18 protein-coding genes and 1 other RNA gene are annotated in these 20,538 nt (G+C 65.1%); 13 read left to right on the top strand and 6 right to left on the bottom strand.

All coding sequences use genetic code 11. The annotated features are described in order from the left end of the window. Positions 1-432: 432 nt before the first annotated feature. On the bottom strand, positions 433-930 hold the full coding sequence (locus VQ044_RS19045) for a thioesterase family protein (RefSeq protein ID WP_327648887.1): 498 nt from the start codon (positions 928-930) through the stop codon (positions 433-435). Between the two features lie 110 nt (positions 931-1,040). Between VQ044_RS19045 and VQ044_RS19040 the strand changes: the two genes are divergently transcribed. Both VQ044_RS19040 and VQ044_RS19035 read left to right on the top strand, forming a co-directional pair. After that, complete coding sequence (locus tag VQ044_RS19040; RefSeq protein ID WP_327648888.1) at positions 1,041-2,450, top strand: FAD-binding oxidoreductase; 1,410 nt, start codon at positions 1,041-1,043, stop codon at positions 2,448-2,450. Positions 2,451-2,605: 155 nt separating this feature from the next. Further along, complete coding sequence (locus tag VQ044_RS19035; RefSeq protein ID WP_331827743.1) at positions 2,606-6,517, top strand: AsmA family protein; 3,912 nt, start codon at positions 2,606-2,608, stop codon at positions 6,515-6,517. 108 nt (positions 6,518-6,625) lie between these two features. Here VQ044_RS19035 and VQ044_RS19030 read toward each other — a convergent pair whose 3' ends face one another. The 4 genes from VQ044_RS19030 to ssrA form a co-directional block, all read right to left on the bottom strand. Next, a complete protein-coding gene (locus tag VQ044_RS19030) occupies positions 6,626-6,862 on the bottom strand; it encodes a ribbon-helix-helix domain-containing protein (protein ID WP_327648889.1) in 237 nt (78 codons plus the stop codon). Then, positions 6,859-7,107, bottom strand: a complete 249-nt coding sequence (locus VQ044_RS19025) for a DUF4169 family protein (protein WP_327648890.1) — start codon at positions 7,105-7,107, stop codon at positions 6,859-6,861. Before VQ044_RS19025 ends, VQ044_RS19030 begins: the two co-directional genes overlap by 4 nt. 8 nt (positions 7,108-7,115) lie before the next feature. Continuing rightward, positions 7,116-7,709 (bottom strand): SspB family protein, encoded by a 594-nt coding sequence (locus tag VQ044_RS19020; protein WP_327648891.1) that lies wholly within the window; start codon positions 7,707-7,709, stop codon positions 7,116-7,118. A gap of 63 nt (positions 7,710-7,772) precedes the next feature. Continuing rightward, positions 7,773-8,140: a transfer-messenger RNA gene (gene ssrA / locus VQ044_RS19015) on the bottom strand. A gap of 231 nt (positions 8,141-8,371) precedes the next feature. Here ssrA and VQ044_RS19010 point away from each other — a divergent pair. From VQ044_RS19010 to VQ044_RS18975, 8 genes are all read left to right on the top strand, one after another. Continuing rightward, positions 8,372-9,166, top strand: coding sequence for a thymidylate synthase (locus tag VQ044_RS19010; protein WP_327648892.1), 795 nt, complete (start codon positions 8,372-8,374; stop codon positions 9,164-9,166). After that, complete coding sequence (locus VQ044_RS19005; protein WP_327648893.1) at positions 9,166-9,684, top strand: dihydrofolate reductase; 519 nt, start codon at positions 9,166-9,168, stop codon at positions 9,682-9,684. Before VQ044_RS19010 ends, VQ044_RS19005 begins: the two co-directional genes overlap by 1 nt. A 199-nt stretch (positions 9,685-9,883) precedes the next feature. Continuing rightward, on the top strand, positions 9,884-11,059 hold the full coding sequence (gene hflK, locus VQ044_RS19000) for an FtsH protease activity modulator HflK (protein ID WP_327648894.1): 1,176 nt from the start codon (positions 9,884-9,886) through the stop codon (positions 11,057-11,059). Next, the gene (gene hflC, locus VQ044_RS18995; protein WP_327648895.1) at positions 11,059-12,159 is read left to right on the top strand and encodes a protease modulator HflC; all 1,101 of its coding nucleotides are present in this window, start codon (positions 11,059-11,061) and stop codon (positions 12,157-12,159) included. The genes hflK and hflC overlap by 1 nt, the downstream gene beginning before the upstream one ends. Next, on the top strand, positions 12,156-12,341 hold the full coding sequence (locus tag VQ044_RS18990; protein WP_327624143.1) for a DUF2065 domain-containing protein: 186 nt from the start codon (positions 12,156-12,158) through the stop codon (positions 12,339-12,341). The genes hflC and VQ044_RS18990 overlap by 4 nt, the downstream gene beginning before the upstream one ends. 459 nt (positions 12,342-12,800) lie before the next feature. After that, a complete protein-coding gene (egtB, locus tag VQ044_RS18985) occupies positions 12,801-14,075 on the top strand; it encodes an ergothioneine biosynthesis protein EgtB (protein ID WP_327648896.1) in 1,275 nt (424 codons plus the stop codon). 1 nt (position 14,076) lies between these two features. After that, a complete protein-coding gene (gene egtD, locus VQ044_RS18980; protein WP_327648897.1) occupies positions 14,077-15,063 on the top strand; it encodes an L-histidine N(alpha)-methyltransferase in 987 nt (328 codons plus the stop codon). Between the two features lie 182 nt (positions 15,064-15,245). Further along, a complete protein-coding gene (locus VQ044_RS18975; protein WP_327648898.1) occupies positions 15,246-16,871 on the top strand; it encodes a Do family serine endopeptidase in 1,626 nt (541 codons plus the stop codon). 14 nt (positions 16,872-16,885) lie between these two features. Here VQ044_RS18975 and serB read toward each other — a convergent pair whose 3' ends face one another. Further along, positions 16,886-17,776, bottom strand: coding sequence for a phosphoserine phosphatase SerB (serB, locus tag VQ044_RS18970; protein ID WP_442872956.1), 891 nt, complete (start codon positions 17,774-17,776; stop codon positions 16,886-16,888). 13 nt (positions 17,777-17,789) lie between these two features. Here serB and miaA point away from each other — a divergent pair, with 13 nt between their 5' ends. The 3 genes from miaA to VQ044_RS18955 all read left to right on the top strand — a co-directional run bounded on the left by miaA (position 17,790) and on the right by VQ044_RS18955 (position 20,443). Then, the gene (gene miaA, locus VQ044_RS18965) at positions 17,790-18,698 is read left to right on the top strand and encodes a tRNA (adenosine(37)-N6)-dimethylallyltransferase MiaA (protein WP_327624139.1); all 909 of its coding nucleotides are present in this window, start codon (positions 17,790-17,792) and stop codon (positions 18,696-18,698) included. Between the two features lie 74 nt (positions 18,699-18,772). Continuing rightward, positions 18,773-19,615, top strand: a complete 843-nt coding sequence (locus VQ044_RS18960; protein WP_327648902.1) for a GGDEF domain-containing protein — start codon at positions 18,773-18,775, stop codon at positions 19,613-19,615. Between the two features lie 18 nt (positions 19,616-19,633). Beyond that, positions 19,634-20,443 carry a DUF1206 domain-containing protein gene (locus VQ044_RS18955; protein WP_327624137.1) on the top strand — a complete coding sequence of 270 codons (810 nt, stop codon included), beginning with the start codon at positions 19,634-19,636 and terminating at the stop codon, positions 20,441-20,443. Positions 20,444-20,538: the final 95 nt, after the last annotated feature.

The raw sequence follows: 20,538 nt of genomic DNA, 5'->3' as shown, positions 1-20,538 counted from the left end.
GGAGGCGGACCGTTTATTACAATCGTTCGGAGGGTTCGCCTCCGGCGTTCCGCCGCTCGTCTCGTCAGAGACGAGACGGTTATCTGCCCCGCCCTTAAGCTCCTCGCTAAGCTCGTCGCTGGCGGGGACCCCGAGGACGGAGAACCGAAGAGAAGCGAAGGGAGGAACAGCCAGTCTCGGGAATGCATACGCCGGCCGCCAACGCGGTGCGGGCGATGACGCGCGCCCCTCACCCGGTTCGCTACGCGAACCACCCTCTCCCCGGAGGGGCGAGGAATGGCGCGCTTCCGCGAGCGCCGCCGAAATGGGCACCGTTCTTCTCCCCAACGGGGAGAAGGTGGCGCGAAGCGCCGGATGAGGGGGCGAGCGCAGCGAGCAGCCGAGGGTGATGAGGCAGGCGCGGAGCGAAGCGGAGCCTTCAAGCCCTTCAACCTACCCCCGCCCCAGCCTCACCGCCCGGCCCAGCCGGTCCGGCGTCGGCAGCTTCGCGTGTTCCGCCGCCACTGCCGCCACCCTTGCGAACACGTCGGCGGGGAAGGGCGCGACCTTCGGCTCCCCCGACGGATGGTTCTGGTCGATCGACAGGCTGAGGCTTTCCAGCGTCGCGGCGCGCCAGCCGTCCTCGTGGAACAGTTCCTGGAAGATGTGCAGCCGCTTTGCGTCGAGGCCGATGATCTGCGCGGTCGCATAGACGCGCGCGTCCGGCGGCACCTCGCGCAGATAGCAGACATGGGTCTCGGCGGAGTAGGTGGTGTAGCCGCGCGCGGCGCGATATGGCTCGCCGAGCCCGATCGCGTCGAACAGGCCGTCGATGCCCCGGTCGAACAGAACGTGATAATAGGCAAGATTGAGGTGGCCGTTATAGTCGATCCAACCGGGCTCGAGGTCCATCAAGGGCGAACGGAACGGCTGCGGCGGCTCTGGCGTCATCGGGGCTCTTCTTTGCGGGTGGACGTTGCGGCAAGGGAAAGCCGCAAGGCGTAGGGAAGTCAAATCCGGCAGCCCATCGAGGCAGCGGACGGGAAGGGAGCAAGAGCATCATGGCGTTAGCGGACATCCTGGCGGAACGGCCGGCCAAGCGCGAGGGCATCGCCAGCGCGGTCTCGGTGCTGAAGCAGCGATTCGGCGAGCGGCTGGTCACCGGCGAGGACGTGCGGCGCGCCCATGCCCATTCGACCACTTATCTGCCGAACCAGATGCCGGACGCGGTGTTCTTCGCTGAAACCGAGGACGAGGTGCAGACGCTCGTTCAGCTCTGCGGCGAGTATCGAACGCCGATCGTCGCCTTCGGCACCGGCTCGTCGCTGGAAGGCCATGTCAACGCGCCGGAGGGCGGCATTTCGCTCGACCTGTCGCGCATGGACAAGGTGCTCGCCGTTAACGCCGAGGATCTCGACTGCACGGTCGAGCCGGGAGTCACCCGCGAGGCGCTGAACGCGCATTTGCGCGACACCGGCCTGTTCTTCCCGATCGATCCAGGCGCCAATGCCAGCCTCGGCGGCATGGCCGCCACCCGCGCGTCGGGCACCAACGCCGTGCGCTACGGCACGATGCGCGACAACGTCATCGGGCTGACGGCGGTGATGGCGGACGGGAAGATCATCCGCACCGCGCGGCGGGCCAAGAAGACCTCGGCCGGATACGACCTGACCCGGCTTCTGGTCGGCTCCGAGGGTACGCTCGGCATCATCACCAAGCTCAATCTCAAGCTCTACGGCATCCCGGAATCGATTCTGGCCGGCGTCTGCCCGTTTCCGGACGTGAAAAGTGCCTGCGACGCGGTGATCCAGACCATCCAGGCCGGGATTCCGGTGGCCCGGATCGAGCTGCTGGACACCTTGTCCATGCAGGCGGCGATCGCCCATTCGCAGCTCGACCTCGAAGCCCGGCCGTCGCTGTTCCTGGAGTTCCATGGTTCGGCGAATTCGGTCGCCGAGCAGGCCGAATTGTTCGCCGCGATCGCCGAGGACCACGGCGGCGGCCCGTTCCAGGGCGCCAAGCGGACCGAGGAGCGGGCGCTGCTTTGGAAGGCCCGGCACCAGTTCTACTGGGCGGCGCTGGCGCTGCGCCCCGGCGCCAAGGGCATCGCGACCGACGTCTGCGTGCCGGTGTCGCGGCTCGCCGAATGCATCGCGGAAACGCAAGGCGACATCGATGCGGCCGGCCTGATCGCGCCGATCGTCGGCCATGTCGGCGACGGCAATTTCCACGTGACGCTGCTGCTCGACATGGACAGCGCCGAGGAGATCGCCGCAGCGGAAGCCTTCATGGCGCGGCTGGCCGAGCGGGCGGTCGCGATGGACGGCACCTGTACCGGCGAACACGGCATTGGCCAGGGCAAGCGCGGCTATCTGCGCAAGGAACTGGGCGACGCCGTCGACGTGATGCGCGCCATCAAGACCACGCTCGATCCGAACAATATCCTGAACCCCGGCAAGATCCTGCCCTGATCGGGACGCGGTCAGGTCTCGACATCGGGGCCCGGTTCTGGCCTATCCTTTGAAGGCCCGGCCGAACGGCTGGCGGCGGTCAGCGCGAGACAAGCGGCGCTTGGCATCATACGGCGCGGGCTCGCCGCAATTGCGACCACGAGAAGAGGAGCCCCATCCTGGTCAGAGCCTTCGTTCTTTTCGGCGGCCTCTTGGTGCTGGCGCTCATCGGGGCGCTGGTGGCGCCGTATTTCATCGACTGGACGGCCTATCGCGACGATTTCCAGCGCGAGGCCTCGACGATTCTCGGCCGCGACGTGGTCGTCAGGGGTGAAGCCTCGGCGCGGCTGCTGCCGTTTCCGTCGGTCACCTTCGGGGATGTCGAGGTGCTGGACGAATCGGGTGCGGCGCTGGCGACGATCGGCCGGTTCCGGATGGACGCGGAACTCGCGCCGTATCTCTCCGGCGAAATCTTCATCTACTCGATGTCGCTGGATCGGCCCTCCATCCGGATTCCGATCCGGCCGGACGGTTCCATCGACTGGGTGGTGGAAAAGCCGAAGATACCAACCGGCGCGACGGTGGTGCTCGACAATGTCGCGATCACCAATGGCACGGTCCGTATCGAGAACGGCCTGACCGGACGCAGCCACGAGCTGTCGGGCGTCGAGGCGGTGTTGTCGGCCGGCTCGCTGGCCGGGCCGCTCGACGGGAGCGGACGCTTCAAGCTGGGCGGCGAGGCGGTCGCCTTCACGCTGGCGGCCGGAATGCGGCAGGCGGATGGATCGGTACCGGTTCGCCTCGTCACCGCCAACGAGACGCTCGCCACCCAGATAGCGCTCGACGGCGCCGCGCGGTTCGAGGACGGGCGGCCGCAATTCGCCGGAACCGCTGTCATCAGGCGGCCATTGCCGGAGGCGGCGACGGGCGGCGCCGCGGTGGTCGACGGCAACCCGTTCGCGGCGGCTGACGCGGCATCATCCGATGCTGCGGTCGATACGTCGTTGAAGCCAGATGTCCTGCCGGTCCGGGCGGTCGGAGCGGTGACCCTGACGCCCACGGTCGCCGAAGTCCTCGACCTCAGGGTCCAGGCGGGCGGCAGCAAGCAACCCTATCTCCTGACCGGCCAAGGCCGCCTCGATTTCAAGGCGGTGCCGCATTTCTCCCTGGATCTGGAGGGCGAACAGGTCGATGTCGACACGATCGCATCCGGCGGCGCGGACACAGGCGAGGCGAGCCCGGAAGCCGCCGCGATCGGATTTGCGGAGCGGCTGGAGGCGGTGCGCGCCGTCCTCGCCGACATTCCCCGGCCGACGATCCCTGGTACCGTGGCCATCTCGCTGCCGGTGGTCGTCGCCGGCGACACGACGATTCGCGATGTCGCGTTTTCGGCAAGCCCGACCGATTCCGGCTGGACGCTGGCCCGCTTCGCGGCGGAACTGCCGGGCAGGACCCGGCTGGAAGCGAGCGGTGTCGTTGATCTTGACGAGAGCTTTGGCTTTCGCGGCGACCTGCTTGTGGCTTCCCGTCAGCCATCCGGCTTTTCCGACTGGCTGACCGGCGCGATCGACCCGGCGGTGCGCGCCCTGGCCGGCGCCGGGTTGGCGGCGAAGACGGTGCTGACCGCCGAGCAACAGGTCTTTACGGACTTGGAACTCGACATCGGCGGCGACCAACTTACCGGCCGGCTGGAGCGCTCCAGGGTAGGCGAACGGACGACGATCGCGGCGGATCTGGAAGGGGGAAAGGTCGATCTCGACGCGCTACTTGCCCTGACGCGACTGTTTACCGGCCCGTCCGATGCCTTGGCGAACGCCGACCAGTTCGACGTGGCCTTGACCGCCGGCCCGGTGACTTTGCGTGGTGCCTCGGCCGCGCGCATCGACGGCGATATCCGCTACGACGGCGATACGCTGGCGATCGGCAAGCTCGACGTTGACGGTCTTGCCGGCGCGAGCCTGTCGGCCCGGGGGGAGCTGTCGCAACTTAGCGGCGATGCGCGTGGGCGGCTCGCCGTGGCGCTCGATTCCGGGAAGCCGGAGCAATTCTTCGAATTTTTGCGATCGCGGTTTCCCGGAGTCCCCCTGCTTGAAGCGATCGACGGGCAGGCGGCGCGTCTGGCGCCGCTGGCCCTCGCTGGTGCGGTGGAGACGATCGGAGGCGAGGCGGGACAACCGCCGAGCCTGCTGGTGCGTCTCGACGGGACCGCCAATGGCAGCAAGATCGATCTGTCGGCCTCGATCGAGAACGGCCTCAACGCGCGTGCGGAGAGTGGTCGGTTCGGTCTCGATCTGCGTCTGGAGAACGATCGGCCGACAGTTTTGCTCGGCCAGCTCGGGCTGACAGCCATGGAAGCCGGCGCGCCGGCGCCGCTGGAAGCGGAGCTGTCTTTGTCGGCCTCGGCGACCGGGCCCATCGTCACCTCGGCGACATTGCGCGCGCCGGGAAGTGAAATCAGTTTGGATGGTACCCTCGATGTGACGCCCGAGGGAATTTCCGGCGGTGACGTCTCGCTTTATGTCAAGAGCGGCGACGCGCTGCCATGGCTGCGCACGAGCGGCGTCGAACTTGGCGCGTCGCTCGACGCCGCCCCGCTCGATCTGACCGGGACGGTCGTCTATGAGCGAGGTGACTGGACCATCCGCGACCTGGGCGGCCAGATCGCCGGTTCGACGATCGACGCCGCCTTGCGAAAACAACGCGGGCAACCTTTCGAGGGGACGGTGCGCCTCGACAAATTGTCGATGCCGTGGCTTGCGAGCCTGGTCTATGGGCGCGCGCTCGACGACGGCGACCCAAAGCGACTTTGGCCAAGCGAGGCGTTCCGGCCGAGTTCTCTTGCCGGTGTCGATTTTTCGGTGGCGCTTACCGCCGCGCAGCTCGACCTTGGTGGTCCGGTCATGACGGATTTTGCCGCCCGGATGTCGGCAGACGCGGGCAATCTGACCTTCGACGAAGCGAGCGTCGCCGCGGCGGGCGGACGTCTCGACGGCCGGCTAATGCTGCGCAATGCCAACGGCATTGGCGGATGGACGCTCGAAGCCGAGGCCAGCGGCTTCGATCTCGCCAAATTCTGGCCTGATCTGGCAGTCGATGGGGCGACTGCGAGTCTCGATGGCAATATCCGGCTCGACAGTACCGGCCAGTCCTATGGGGCGCTGGTATCGGGTCTAACCGGCGCCGGTCAGATCGCGATCGCCAATGCGCGTGTGCCCGGCGTGCCGCAGCGGGTCTTCCGACCGCTGCTTGCGGCGGCTGATCAGGAGGGCTTCAAGCCCGACACTGATACCGGCGCGACGCTGCGGGCTCTGTCGGCCGAAACCAGCTTTGCCGTTCCGGCCGCAACGAGCGCCTTCTCCGTGACGGCGGGTCGCGCCCGCTTTGCGCCGGTCAGCATAAAGGACGGCGATGAGAAACTGACCCTGGACGGGACCGTGGACCTGACCGATCTGACGGTCGCCGCCGATCTCACGCTGGCCATCGAACCCGGTGACGACCGCGTGGAAGGGGCTGAGCCGACGGTGTTCTATTCCCTGACCGGCCCGCTTGCCGAGCCGGCGCTTTTGGTCGATGCGACGGCGCTCGCCAACTACCTCGCGGTGCGCGCGCTGGAGCGTGAACAGGCGCGGGTGGAGGCGATGCAGGAGAGCCTTCAGGAGACCCTGCGGCTGCGGCGGGAAGCGCGATTCTACCGTTGGCGGGCGGCGGAGGCGACGCGGATCGCGGAAGAGCAGCGTGCCGCCGAGGAGGCCGAACGGTTGCGGGCGGAGCAGGCGGCGGCGGAAGTGGCACGCCAGCGGGAAGAGGAGGCGGCCGCGCAACGCGCGGCGGCCGAACAGGAGCGGCAGAGCGAGGAGACGCGTCGCAAAGAGGCGGAGGAAGCGCGTCGCCGCGAAGCCGAAGCGGAAGCTCAGCGCCAACGCCAAGCCGCGGAACGCCGACGCCAACAGCAAAGCCAGCCGTCGCCGGCACCGAGCGCCAGCGCGGCGCCGAGGCTGGACTTCGACAGGCCGCTTCCCAGCGCGCCGTCGGGTGGGAAAACCCGCTTTCCCTCATTGCCGGGCGTCGAGAATCCGCTGGAGTTTTGATACCAAGCTGCGGTGATCGGAACGCATTGGATGGCGCTGAACGGGCTTGTCCGACCGAGGGCGACGCGCGGGTCGATGCGGCGCAAATCGGGATGCCGCCCTCTGGAGTCAGCCGTGTCCGTCGGATGGAGGATCGGCGCGCGCCAGCGCCTCGTCCAGAACGAATAGCCGGATAGCGGAGGAGAGGTTCGTGTTCTGCGCGCGGGCTGCGTCGATCTCCGCCACCAGCGCCGCGAGCGCCAGACCGCGTGCCGCTGCTATCGCGCGCAGGCGGTTCCAGAATTTGTCCTCGATGCTGATCGATGTCGCATGGCCACGGATCGCCAGCGAGCGCTTGACGATCACGACGGCTTGCCGGTCTCGCCCGGGCTCTTACGGGCAGGTGCGGACGGTTCGGCTTCAATCGGCGCCGCACGGTCGCGCTTCACACCGTTCAACAGACGGCTCGCACGCTCCCGCTCGACACGGGCTTCGTCCCGCAGCGCTTTCGGCGTTCCATGCCGGATTCGATTGGCGTCGGCTTCAAGCTCCGCCGCGCCACGCCGCTGCCGTTTGCGGGCGAGCCGGAGATTGACGATGTCGGCGGACATCGCCGGGCTCAGGTCTTCTTGCGGAACGCGTCGAGGGAGACGACGTCGGCATCTTTCTTTTCCGGCGCTTCGTCCCCGGCCTCTTCGCTCTCGGTCGTGGTCTTCGGCTTATCCTTGGGCGACTTCTTGCCCTTCGGCTTCGTCGCGGCCTTGGCCGGAGTAATCTGGGTTGGCGAGCCAACCAGAACCGGGCCGTGCGATTCGCCTTCCTCCGGGGCATCCAACTGCTCGTTGGCGGCGTCGATTCCCCTGACGTCGAATTCGAGTTCGAAGTTCACCGCCGGGTCATAGAAGCCCCGGATCGCGGCAAAGGGAATCAGCAGACGTTCGGGGATGTCGGAAAAGGACAGGCCGACCTCGAAGGTCGTGTCGGTGACCTGCAAGTCCCAATATTGATGCTGGATGACGATGGTCATCAGCTCGGGATATTTTTCGCGCAACCGCGAGGAGATGCGCACACCCGGCGCGGAGGTCAGGAAGGTGATGAAGAAATGATGCTCGCCCGGAAGGCCGGTCTTGACGACCTCGCCGATCACCTTTCGGATCACGCCGCGCAGCGCCTCCTGCGCGAGAACATCGTAACGGATAAGGTCCTGGCCCATTGCGGTGTCCTGAATTCTCGTAGCTGCGGAGGGGGCGGGCGGTTCAAACGCACCCCATAAAAAAGTGGAGGCTTCTGTTGCCAGGTGCCTCCGAACCCCGCCTAGAAGTGCGAACCCCCAGGGCTTGAATTGAAGCGATCACACTGCTTACGCAGCGAGACGTGCTTCCGCATAGTTGTCGTTTGCAACTATAAAACAGCCCGATAACGGCGGTACCATGCCGAGCAAAAGTCCGATCTTTACGCCCTCGTCGATCCTATTTCGCCCCCGCCTGGACCCACCGCTCATGCGAAGCGAAACGTGGGTCCAGGTGGAGGCGCCGGGTACCGCCCCCGGGTCCGATAGGTTTATTACATCGGCCGTTTATCGCCATAGCCGACCCGAAAGCCGGCACGCGCAATATAAGGGGATCGTCACGGCATGAAAAGGGCTAGACGCTTCCGAAACTTGAGGGAATCGGTCAAAGTCGATCAACTGAACAGCCGGGGACGGCCGGCTGGGAGGATTTCGGGTCGCAAGGCCCCTGTCGGCCGGCTTCTCCGGTTACCGTCTTCATCGATCGTTTCGCCGATCAAACTCTGATAACACGCGCTCCCGATCGAGGACGTCGCCGCAGTAATCTGCCGAGAGCCGGTCTTGCCTGAACCGGAGGGAATGTCGCCATGCGCCAGTATCTGGATCTTCTCGCCCATGTCCTAGACCACGGGACCGACCGCTCCGACCGGACCGGCACGGGAACCCGCTCGGTCTTCGGTCATCAGATGCGCTTCGATCTGTCCGCCGGCTTTCCCATGCTGACGACGAAGCGGCTGCACTGGAAGTCGATCGCCCACGAACTGCTGTGGTTTCTGCAGGGCGACACCAACATCGCCTATCTCAGGGAGAACGGGGTCCGCATATGGGACGAGTGGGCGGACGAGAACGGCGACCTCGGCCCGGTCTACGGGGCGCAATGGCGCTCCTGGCCCGATTATAACGGTGGCCACATCGATCAGATCGCCAAGGTCGTCGACGAGATCCGGCGCAATCCGCATTCGCGCCGACTGATCGTCACGGCCTGGAACCCGGCGCTGGTCGACGAGATGGCGCTGCCGCCCTGCCATTGCCTGTTCCAGTTCTACGTCGCCGACGGGCGGCTGTCGTGCCAGCTCTATCAACGCTCGGCGGACATCTTCCTCGGCGTACCGTTCAACATCGCCTCTTATGCGCTTTTGACCGCGATGGTCGCCCAGGCGACCGGCCTTAAGCCAGGTGACTTCGTGCACACTTTGGGAGACGCGCATCTGTATGCCAATCATTTCGAGCAGGCGCGGCTGCAACTGACCCGCAAGCCCGGTCCACTGCCGACGCTGTGGCTCGATCCCGAGATCACCGACCTGTTCGCCTTCCGCATCGCGCATATGGGCCTCGAAGGCTACGAGGCTGACGGACACATCAAGGCAAAGGTGGCTGTCTGATGCGCCAGCCCGAACTCGTCGCCATCGTCGCGATGGCCCGCAACGGCATCATCGGCAAGGACGGCGCGATGCCATGGCGCATGCCGAGCGACCTCAAGCGCTACCGTCGTCTGACCATGGGCAAGCCGATGATCATGGGGCGTAAGACGCTCGACGCGATCGGTCGGGTGCTCGACGGACGCGACACGATCGTGCTGACCCGTTCGGCCGACCTGCCTTATGAAGGGGCGCTGCTGGCCCATTCGCCGGAGACGGCGTTGGACCGCGCATTCGAATGTGCGCAAAAGCGCGGAGCCGACGAGGTCGCGATCGTCGGTGGCGCCGAAATCTATCGCCTGCTTCTCGACCGAACCGATCGGCTCATGGTCACGGAAATCGACGCGGTTGTCGAAGGGGATGCGGTATTTCCCGCGATCGATCCCGCTGTCTGGCACAAGTTTCACGAGGAGACGTGCGAACGCTCGGAGAACGACAGCGCCGATAGCCGCTTCCTCATCTACGAGCGGCGCCGGAGCTGAAGTTGAGTCGGGGGCGTTCGTCGTTTCCGAAATGTGCGCCGATCCGCGGTTGCCGTTCACCATCATGACGCCTAGGGAGGTGAAACGGTTGCGCTTGCGTTGAAAGCGGATTTGGCAGTTCCTATAAGGACACTAACAGATTGACGCTTGGATCGTCGCAGGCGACGGCCACGGATTTCTCGGAACTGGAAGGATATCGATGCCCTGGAGCAATCAGACCGGCGACGGCGGCGGCTGGAAAGGCGGCGGCAATGGCGGCAATGGAGGTCCTTGGGGCCAACGCCCGCAAGGCCCACGGCCAACCGGCGGCGCTGGGGGGTCTCCCGATCTGGAGGACATCCTGCGGCGTGGCCAAGACCGGCTGCGGCGGGCGATACCCGGCGGCGGCGGCGGTAGCGGGAGTTCCGGCGTGCCGGGCTTCGCGGCATGGGGAATTCTCATCTTTGCCGGCCTGTTGGTGCTGTGGCTCTTCAAGTCCGTCTACACCGTCCAGCCGGACGAGGTCGGCGTCGAGATGTTGTTCGGCAAGCCTAAGCAGGAATTGTCGCAGCCCGGACTGCATTTCATGCTGTGGCCGCTCGAAACGGTGGATACGGTGCCGGTCGTCGAGAGTCAGATGACGCTTGGCAGCGGCCAGCGTGGAGAGAACTCCGGTCTGATGCTGTCGGGTGATCAGAACATCGTGGATGTGCAGTTCGCGGTTCTCTATCAGGTCGACAATCCGGCCAATTATCTCTTCGACGTTCAGGATCCGGTTGCCATGCTGCAGCAGGTTTCGGAAAGCGCCATGCGCGAAGTGGTCGGGCGTCGCCCGGTTCAGGACGTGTTCCGTGACGATCGCGCCGGGATCGCCGAGGAGGTGCGTCAGATCACCCAGGATACCATGAACGAATATGGTGCCGGTCTTCGGATAAACGGGATTTCGATCGAGGACGCCGCACCGCCGAGCCAGGTCGCGGACGCGTTCGACGAGGTGCAGCGCGCCGAACAGGACGAGGACCGGTTCGTCGAGGAAGGCAATCGCTACAGAAACAACAAGGTCGGCCAGGCCCGCGGTGAGGCGGCCCAGGTCCGCGAGGATGCGGCCGGTTACAAGAACCGGGTCGTCCAGGAGTCCGAAGGTGAGGCGCAGCGCTTTTCGTCGATCCTGAAGGAATTCGAAGCGGCTCCGGCCGTGACGCGCAAGCGTCTGTTCCTCGAAACCATGGAAGGGGTCTTGCGCGATTCCAACAAGGTGATCGTCGAGAAAGGCGCCGGCGGGACCCAAGGGGTCGTGCCCTATCTGCCGCTGAACGAACTGCAGCGTCCGAGCCGATCGGATAATAGTGCGAACTCCGGCGAGACGGCGGCACCGGCCCCGCAGGGAGCAAACTGATGAACAACCGCTTTTACGCGATCGTCATCGCGGCTGCCGTCGTTCTGCTTCTCCTGTGGAACTCGATCTTTATCGTCAACGAGAAGGAGCAGGCCGTCGTTCTGCGCTTTGGCCAAATTCAGCGCGTTGTCGACGCGCCGGGATTGAACTTCAAGCTGCCCTTCTCCTTCGCTGGTGCCGACAATGTCAGGAAGCTCCCCGACCGGTTGTTGCGCTTCGATCTCGACAACATCCGGGTTCAGGTGTCCGGCGGCAAGTTCTATGAGGTCGACGCGTTTCTCGTCTACCATATCTCGGACGCGGCTCGGTTCGCGCTGACGGTCTCGGGATCGGTCGAGCAGGCCGAACAGCGTCTGCGCACCCGCCTCGACGCGGCATTGCGTCGGGTCTACGGCCTGCGCGGCTTCGAGGCTGCCTTGTCCGAGGAGCGCGCCGACATGATGCGCCAGGTGCGCGACCAGCTTCGGCCGGACGCCACCTCGCTCGGCCTCGAGCTGACCGACGTGCGGATTCGCCGCACCGATCTGACGCAGGAGGTCTCGCAACAGACCTACGAGCGCATGAAGGCTGAGCGCCTCGCCGAGGCGGAACGCCTCAGGGCGCGTGGCCAGGTTGCCGCCCGCCGAATTCGTGCCGCCGCCGATCGCGAGGTCGTCGAAACGGTCGCCTCGGCGCAGCGCGACGCCGAGATCCTGCAGGGTGAGGGTGAAGCGGAGCGCAGCCGCATCTTCGCGGAAGCCTACGGCCGGAACCCGGAGTTCTTCGACTTCTACCGGTCGATGCAGGCCTATCGGGAAGCGATGACGAATTCCGGAACGACCTTGGTGTTGTCGCCGGACTCCGAATTCTTCCGCTATTTCAGGGCCGATGGCGGCTCTGATGAGGGAATCGGTGCGTCCGGTGCCAATCTCCTGGGCGCACAACCATCCGCCGAAGCGCCGGCGCAGCCCGAAGCGGCCGCACCTTCGTCGACGGACTCGGCGACGAGCGGCGAGGCGGCTGCGGCCGCCCCTGAACTGGCGCCCGCGTCAGACGCGGCGCCCACCGCCGAACAGGGCGCGGCGGCTGAGGCCGATCAACCGGCTGCCGCCACCCAGTGACGGATTTCGTTGCCGCCCTCGGTCTCCTTCTGGTGATCGAGGGCGTCGTCTATTGCATGTCTCCCGACACGATCCGGCGGATCGGCCGGATGGCCGAGGCGATGCCGGATGCCTCGATGCGGGCCGGTGGGCTCGTCGCAATGATCCTCGGTGTCGGTCTGGTCTGGCTCGTGCGCCACTGACGGTGGCTTGCGCCTGACCCTGTGGTTTTTACGCCCTCGGTCTTTTTGGCTAACCCGGCGATAACCCTCTCGATGAATTGAAGAAGTCGCATTTTCCGGATTTGACGCCACGACTGTCGGTGGGCAGGCCGTTCGGCGCTTTGGAAAGCCGCTGTGTCGCTGCCGTTGCAGGTCCGAAGGCGCGATGCCGGCCCCGCGAGACGCGTCGACCTGTCAGCCGCGCATCACAATGTTGCGACGCGTCTGGTCCTCCCTGAAGCGATCACTTTAAAATCCGGCCTGAGACGAAAGGCATCGTGGGTCGCCGACCGATAGAATGATCGTGATCGCCTTGCAGGATGCTTTGCGTGGGCTACGTCATGCCCTTCGTGCTTCTGCGGGCTGCAGGGGCTGATCGCAGCGAGCCTCGATGTCCGGATGGCTCGCTGAAGCGAAGTCTTGGAACAAGGACCCGTTGTCATGGTCGCTACTTCCCCCAGCCGCTCGGCCGACTCGTCACAGACGCTGAAGCTTTATGGTGCCGTCAGAGAGGCGAGCCGCGGTCTCGGCGCGCCTCTGTCGGATGCCGACGCGACCGTGCAATCGATGCCGGACGCAAGTCCCGCCAAATGGCATCTCGCGCATACGACCTGGTTCTTCGAGACCATGGTGCTCGCGCCGAACGTTCCGGGCTACCGGGTGTTCGACGAAAGCTTCAATTTCCTCTTCAACTCCTATTACGAGACGATCGGCGAGCGGCATCCTCGTCCGATGCGCGGCATGATCACGCGGCCGTCGCTGGATGCGGTGTTCGCCTATCGCGACCATGTCGATGATGCCGTCGTGGCTTTGTTGAATGCCAGCCCGTCGCCGGCAGTGGCCGAACTGGTGGAACTCGGCTGCCATCACGAACAGCAGCATCAGGAACTGCTCCTGACCGATATCCTGCACCTGTTCGCGCAAAACCCGATGCGGCCCGCCTACAAGGATCCGGAGCCGCTCGGCGTTGGAAACGGCGAGCCCGACCCGGCGCGCTATCGTAGCTACGAGGGCGGCATCGTCGAGATCGGCCATGACGGGGACGGCTTTGCCTTCGACTGCGAGGGGCTGCGGCACCGCGCGCTGATCGAGCCCTTCCGGCTGGCCGACCGGCTGGTTACCAACGGCGAGTGGATGGAGTTCATCGCCGATGGCGGCTACCGCGATCCGCTGTTGTGGCTTTCGGCCGGGTGGGCGACGATCCTGGCGCAAAAATGGTCGATGCCGCTCTACTGGAACGAGCGGGATGGTGAGTATTGGACGATGACGCTGCGCGGCGCGCAGCCGGTCGACCGATCGGCGCCGGTCACCCATGTCAGCTATTTCGAGGCCGACGCCTTCGCGACGTGGGCCGGGCGGCGCCTGCCCAGCGAAACGGAGTGGGAGCACGCGGCGAGCGACGTGACGCTGGAGGGCAACTTCGCCGATTCCGGTCGCTTGCGGCCGAAGCCGGCCGCTGCGGCCGGGGAGGGGCTCCGTCAGATGTTCGGCGACGTTTGGGAATGGACGCGCAGCCCGTTCACCCCGTATCCGCGTTTCAAGCCGGCCGAAGGCGCGGTGGGCGAATACAATGGCAAGTTCATGTGCGGCCAGTTCGTCTTGCGCGGCGGTTCCTGCGTGACGCCGGCCAGTCATATCCGCTCGACTTACCGGAATTTCTTCCCGCCAGACGCCCGCTGGCAGTTTTCCGGTCTGCGGCTGGCGGAGGACGTCTGAGATGCTCGATCAGGCCGAGTTGGTCGATCGGCAGCGGGAAGCGTTCCGCGCCGACGTGATCGCGGGGCTGTCGCAGCCGCGCAAGGTGCTGCCCAGCCGCTGGCTCTACGACGACCGCGGCTCGGAGTTGTTCGAGGAGATCACCGGGCTCGACGAATATTATCCGACCCGCACCGAGACCGGGATATTACGCTCGGAAGCGGAGGAGATCGCGGCCTTTTGCGGCTCCCACGTCACGCTGCTCGAATATGGCGCCGGGGCCGGTATCAAGACCGAAATCCTGCTGGAGGCACTTGGCGAGCCGGCGCTTTACGTGCCGATCGATATCTCCGGCGATTTCCTGAGCCAGTCGGCGCGCCGCATCGAAAGCCGCTTTCCGGCCTTGGCGGTACAGCCCGTGGTCGCGGATTTCACCACCGATTTCGATCTACCGGCGGATGTTCCGAGCGATGGGCTGCGCTGCGGCTTTTTCCCCGGTTCGACGATCGGCAATCTCGACACTGCAGATACCGACGCGTTCTTGCGGCGGATGCGTCGTCACTCCGGGTCCGGCGGGCGGGCGGTGGTCGGCATCGACTTGAAAAAGGATCTCGACATTCTCCTTGCCGCCTATGACGACCGAGAGGGCGTGACGGCCGCGTTCAACCTCAATCTTCTCGCCCGGATCAACCGGGAGTTGGAGGCCGACTTTCCTCTCGATCGCTTCGTCCACGAGGCACGCTGGAACGACGAGGCTTCGGCGGTGGAGATGCACTTGAAGAGCCTCGACGACCGGACCGTCAGGATCGACGGCCATCGCTTCGATTTCTCCGCCGGTGAGACGATCCATAGCGAAAGTTCGCGCAAATATTCGCTGGAAGGCTTCGCCGCCGTTGCCGCCGCTAGCGGGTGGAGCGTCGATCAAGTGTGGACCGACTCCGGGAAACGCTTCGCGATTGTCGGTCTTGCGCCAAGGGATGCGGATGCCGGTCTGACCCGGATCTCATAGGGCGAGGGAGCAACATGCTGCGACGCTCGACCACAGGACGCCGGGACGGGTGCAGGGTGGCTTCCATCACCAACGCTTCACCTTGCCGTATACTTCTTGATTCCGTGGCCTTTTGAGGTCACGTCTATGAGGTGGCCGCGCGGCGCTTGAGGCGCCGTGTCGAGCCTGCGAAAGGACATATGATGACAATCCGCCTGCGCCGCTTTTCGATCGCCGCCACGGCTGGATTCGTTCTGGCGGCCACGTCGGTTTTTGCCCCGATCGCGACCCACGCGCAGCCGGTCGATCCGGTGCCGGCGCCCGACGCCGTCGTGCCGGCGCTTCCCGCGCCCCCCGTCGACGGCGCCGACCCTAAGACAGACGTCGCGACGCCGCCGCAGACTCCGGGCTCGTCGCCCTTTAAGGGACCGGAATCGGTCGCGGATCTGGCTGAAAAGCTGCTCGACGCGGTGGTCAACATCTCAACGTCGCAGAATGTCGATATGCCCGGACGGGGCGTGCCGAAGCTGGAGGCGCCCGAGGGCTCGCCGCTGCAGGACTTCTTCGACGATCTCTTGAAGAAGGAAGACGGGGCCGGCGAGCGGCGCCTGCAGTCGCTCGGTTCCGGCTTCGTTGTCGATTCGAGCGGCATCGTCATCACCAACAATCATGTCATCGCCGACGCGGACAAGATCACCGTGAATTTTCCCGACGGCACGCAGCTCGAAGCCGAGCTGCTCGGCACCGATCCGAAGACTGACCTTGCGGTGTTGAAGGTCGAGTCGGAAACGCCGCTCACCGCCGTCCAGTTCGGCGATTCGGAAAGTCTGCGGATCGGCGACTGGGTGATGGCGATCGGTAATCCGTTCGGCCTCGGCGGTTCGGTTTCGATCGGCATCGTCTCGGCCCGCGGCCGCAATATCAACGCGGGTCCCTACGACAATTTCATTCAGACGGACGCGGCCATCAATCGCGGCAACTCCGGCGGCCCACTGTTCGACATGCACGGCAATGTCGTCGGCATCAACACCGCCATCATCTCGCCGACCGGCGGCTCGATCGGCATCGGCTTCTCGATTCCGTCGAAGCTCGCAGTCAATGTCATCGACCAGCTGCGCGAGTTCGGCGAGACCCGGCGCGGCTGGCTCGGCATTCGGCTGCAGGCGGTCACCGACGACATCGCCAAGGGGTTGGGCATCGGCAAAGCCAGGGGCGCGGTGGTGATGGGCATCGTTCCCGGCGGCCCTTCCGACAACGGTGTGTTGAAGGTCGGCGACGTCATCGTCAGCTTCGACGGGCGCGAAATCGATACGTCCCGCGATCTGCCGCGCATCGTCGCCGAGACGCCCGTCGGCCAGACGGTTCCGGTGGAGATCCTGCGCAAGGCTGCCGCCGCCGATCCCGCCGAGTCGATGGCGGTCGAGGTCACCCTCGGCCGGCTGGAGGACGGCGAAAAGCTGATGGAAAAGGCCGGGGAATCGACGGGAAGTTCGACGAAACCAAGCGGCGACAAGAATTCCAAGATGGGGAGCGTCGAAATCCTTGGCATGACGCTCACCGATCTGGATGGCCCGCTGCGCGAGCAATATAGCCTGGCCGAGGACGCCAAAGGCGTGGTGATCACCGCGGTCAAGCCGAATTCAGGAGCCGCCGAAAAGGGCATCGAAGCCGGCGTGACGATACGCGAAGTCGCCCAGGAAGAGGTGTCCAGCGCCAAGGAGGTCGCGAGCAAGATCGCCAAGCTGAAAGAGGACGGTCGCAAGAACGCGCTGCTGCTCCTGGCCTCGGCCAATGGCGATTTGCGCTTCGTCGTGGTGCCGATCGACTGAGGCGGTGCCGGGATCTATTGCTGGAACTTGTCCCGCCTGTAGCCCTGAACGAACAGCAGCGCCGTCAGGTCGCTGTGGTCGATGCGGTGGGGCGCTTGCGCGGCGACTGCCGGCTTGGCGTGGAGCGCGATGCCTGTGCCGGCGCGCTTGATCATCCCGAGGTCGTTGGCCCCGTCGCCTACCGCGATCGCCTGCTCTGCCCCGACACCGCGCTCTGCGGCGATCGCTTCCAGCGCCGTCACCTTCGCGAGGGCTCCAAGAATGGGCTCTTCGACGTGGCCGGTGAGTTGCCCCGCCTCGGCGCACAGGCGGTTGGCGCGGTTTTCATGAAAGCCGAGGCGCGCGGCGATTGGACCGGTGAAGACCGTGAAACCGCCGGAAACCAAGGCTGTATAGGCGCCATTGGCCCGCATGGTCGCGACCAGCGAGGCGCCGCCAGGCGCGAGCGTGATGCGCTCGGAAATCACCTTGGCCACGACCGCCTCCGGCAGGCCTGCAAGCAGGGCGACGCGCTCCCTGAGGGCCGGTTCGAATTCGATTTCGCCGTTCATCGCACGGACCGTGATCGCGGCGACGCGATCCTTGATTCCGACCTCGGCGGCGAGTTCGTCGATGCATTCCTCGCCAATCATCGTCGAATCCATGTCGGCGATCAAAATGTCCTTGCGCCGCCCGGCGCGCTGCTGCACCACGCAGTCGAAGCGACCGGCTGCGGCAATCTCGGCGACGGCGCGCCGCTGCTCAAGTGAAGGCGCGACCTCGAAGGCGAGATCGGCTGCGAAATCGGGGTCGAGCCAGTCGGCTGTCTCAGCTTGAACACCGAGCTCGCGGGCGATGTCGACAAGGACGCGAGCCGGCAGGCCGGCCCCGGTCGGTGCGGCGATGAGCGTTGCGACGAACATGATATGGCGATCCGAGATGGCAGAAAAACAGGCGATCCTGATAGCTGGGCCGACCGCCAGCGGCAAGTCGCGCCTGGCGCTCGAACTCGCCGAGCGACATGACGGGGTCATCGTCAATGCCGATTCGATGCAGGTCTATGCGGGGCTCGAAATCCTGACGGCGCGGCCGACTTCGGCCGAGCTCGAGCGGGTTCCGCATCGCCTTTACGGCCATGTGCCCCCCCATGAAACCTACTCGGCTGGAACGTATACACGCCAGGCGGCAGCCGTTCTCGCGGATATCCGCGCGTCCGGACGGATTCCCATTTTTTGCGGCGGAACGGGGCTTTATTTCAAGGCTTTGCTAGGGTTTCTGGATGCCATGCCAGAGGTCGCGCCAGAGCTTCGCGAGACATGGCGGCGGCGGCTGGCGGAAGAGGGTGCGCCAGCGCTGCATCGGCTTTTGTCGGAGCGGGACCGCGTCGCCGCAGCCCGCATAAAGCCGGCGGACGGACAACGGATCGTCAGGGCGCTGGAGGTGGGCGAGGCAGCCGGAACGCCGCTGTCATCCTTGCAGGCGGGAGAGGGCGAGGGGCTGCTCGACAGTGGCAAATGCGTGAAGATCATCCTTGCGCCGGAGCGAAGTCGGCTGCGCGAGACGATCGCGCGGCGCTTCGATGCGATGGTCGCGGCCGGCGCGCTCGCCGAGGTCGCCGCGTTTTTAGCGCTTCCCGGTGCGCTAGCGGGGTCGGCGGCCAAAGCGATCGGCGTCGCCGAATTCGGCGCGGTGCTCGACGGCGGGCTGACCCTCGACTCGGCGACAGCCCGCGCGGTGACACGCACAAGGCAATACGCCAAGCGCCAGGAAACCTGGTTCCGGCATCAGTTCGGTTCCGACTGGGCGCGGTTGGAAGCGCCCGACGCCGATCTAATCTCGTCAATTTGATCGACACGGTTAAGCGGATGGTGAACCTATTGCGCTAGTGATTCGTGGCAGAAAAGAACGGGTTTTTCTTCTGCATGAACATCAGCAAGTCGGAATGGTCGGTCGCATTGTTCCTGTGCACGATCGCCGCCGCGGCAGCGAGTGCCTATGCGGGGCACAGTGTCGCCGCGTCGGCGCTGGCGGAAATCGGTTTGCCAGAGGAACAACGGGTCGAGTCGATCCTCTTCGCGGCGACGTTTTCATGCCTGATCGTCGCTTTGCTGGCCGGATTATTCTGGATCTTGCCGATGGTCCGACAACAGGCCCGCGAGCAAGGCAAGCTGCACTCGCTGGCGGGATTGTTGCGGCAGCGCTCGCAGGATTTCGAACGGGCCGCGCTGACCGACCCGTTGACCGGAATGAACAACCGCCGCTTTTTCGACGAGTCGTTGCGGCAATATCTGCTTGAGTTCGACAGAATTGGACGTCCGCTGGGGCTGATGCTGATCGATCTCGACCACTTCAAGGCGATCAACGACACCCATGGGCATGACGTCGGCGACTTGGTCCTGAAGTCGGTGGCGACCTGCCTGTTCGAGTGCACGCGCTATCATGACATCGTCGCGAGGGTGGGCGGCGAGGAGTTCGCCGTCGTTGCGCCGAACATGAGCGCGATGGAGTTTCAACGCTTCGCCGATCAGATCCGTGAGGCTATCTCGATGTTGACCATCGGGGTCGGCAACGTCAGCCTGCGCATCACCGCGTCGATCGGCTTGGCCGTATCGAACGCCGGCGACGAGAACGCCGCGTTCCTCAAACGTGCCGACATCGCGCTCTACCGAGCCAAACAATCCGGCCGCAATCGGGTCTATGCCCATTCCGGCGGCCTAATTCCGTTTGGCGGGGAACGGATCCGGTCCTATAGCGTATCGTCCTAGTAAAATAAGGCGATGATTATGGCAGACACCCACCAGCTGACCGACGACAACCGCGATTGGCTTCGGCACGCCGCAAGGGCTGGCTATGTGGCGCGGGGAGCGGTGTTTCTCATCATCGGCTACTTCGCGTTTCGCGCCGCGTTCGCCTCCGGCGAGGCGATGGATAGCAAAGATGCGGTCGGACAGATCGCCGGGTCGGCATTCGGTACCATTCTCCTCGGCCTGCTCGTCCTCGCACTTTCCTGCTTTGCCGCCTGGCGGATCGTTCAGGTCGTCTTCGATGTCGACCACCACGGTACCGACACAAAAGGGATGTTCGTCCGGATTGGCCTGATCTTCAGCGCTTTGGCTTATGGTGCGCTTGCCTTTTATGCCGCGAGCCTGCTGATCGGCATGGCGAGTGGCGGCGGCTCAAACGGTCTTGTCGCCAAGGCCTATGAGGCGGGCTACGGCGTCTGGCTCACCTATATCGTTGCCCTCGGTATGGCAGCGGCGGGCGCGGCCCACATCTTCAAGGGCGCCAAAGCCGGCTTTGAAAAGTACATGGAGATTCCCGAGGGAGTCCGCAGCTGGTTGACCCCGGTCTGCCAGTTCGGACTGATGGCCCGAGGCGTCACCTTCCTTGTCCTTGCCGGGCTGTTGTTCAGCGGTGCCGCCTCCTATGCCAGTGGCGATACGCCGGGGCTGGACACGGCGCTGGCGGCGATGGAAGGTTGGTTGTACGGTTGGGCGCTGCTGTCGTTGACCGGGCTTGGCCTGATGGCCTTTGGCATCTACGCGCTGGCCGAGGCACTGTATCGCCGCATCAATATCGAGGCGGTCGTTTGAGGCCGTCGATCGGCACGGCGTCTCGAGATCGCGACATCTAAGCTTGTTGCAATAGTGCGCGGCCCTTAGTGGCCGCGCACAATTTGGTTTTCTGA

The organism is Aurantimonas sp. C2-5-R2 (assembly GCF_036549495.1).
GTDB lineage: Bacteria > Pseudomonadota > Alphaproteobacteria > Rhizobiales > Rhizobiaceae > Aurantimonas > Aurantimonas coralicida_A.
Note: the sequence above shows the minus strand (reverse complement) of the source record. Positions and strands in the feature narration are given on the sequence as shown.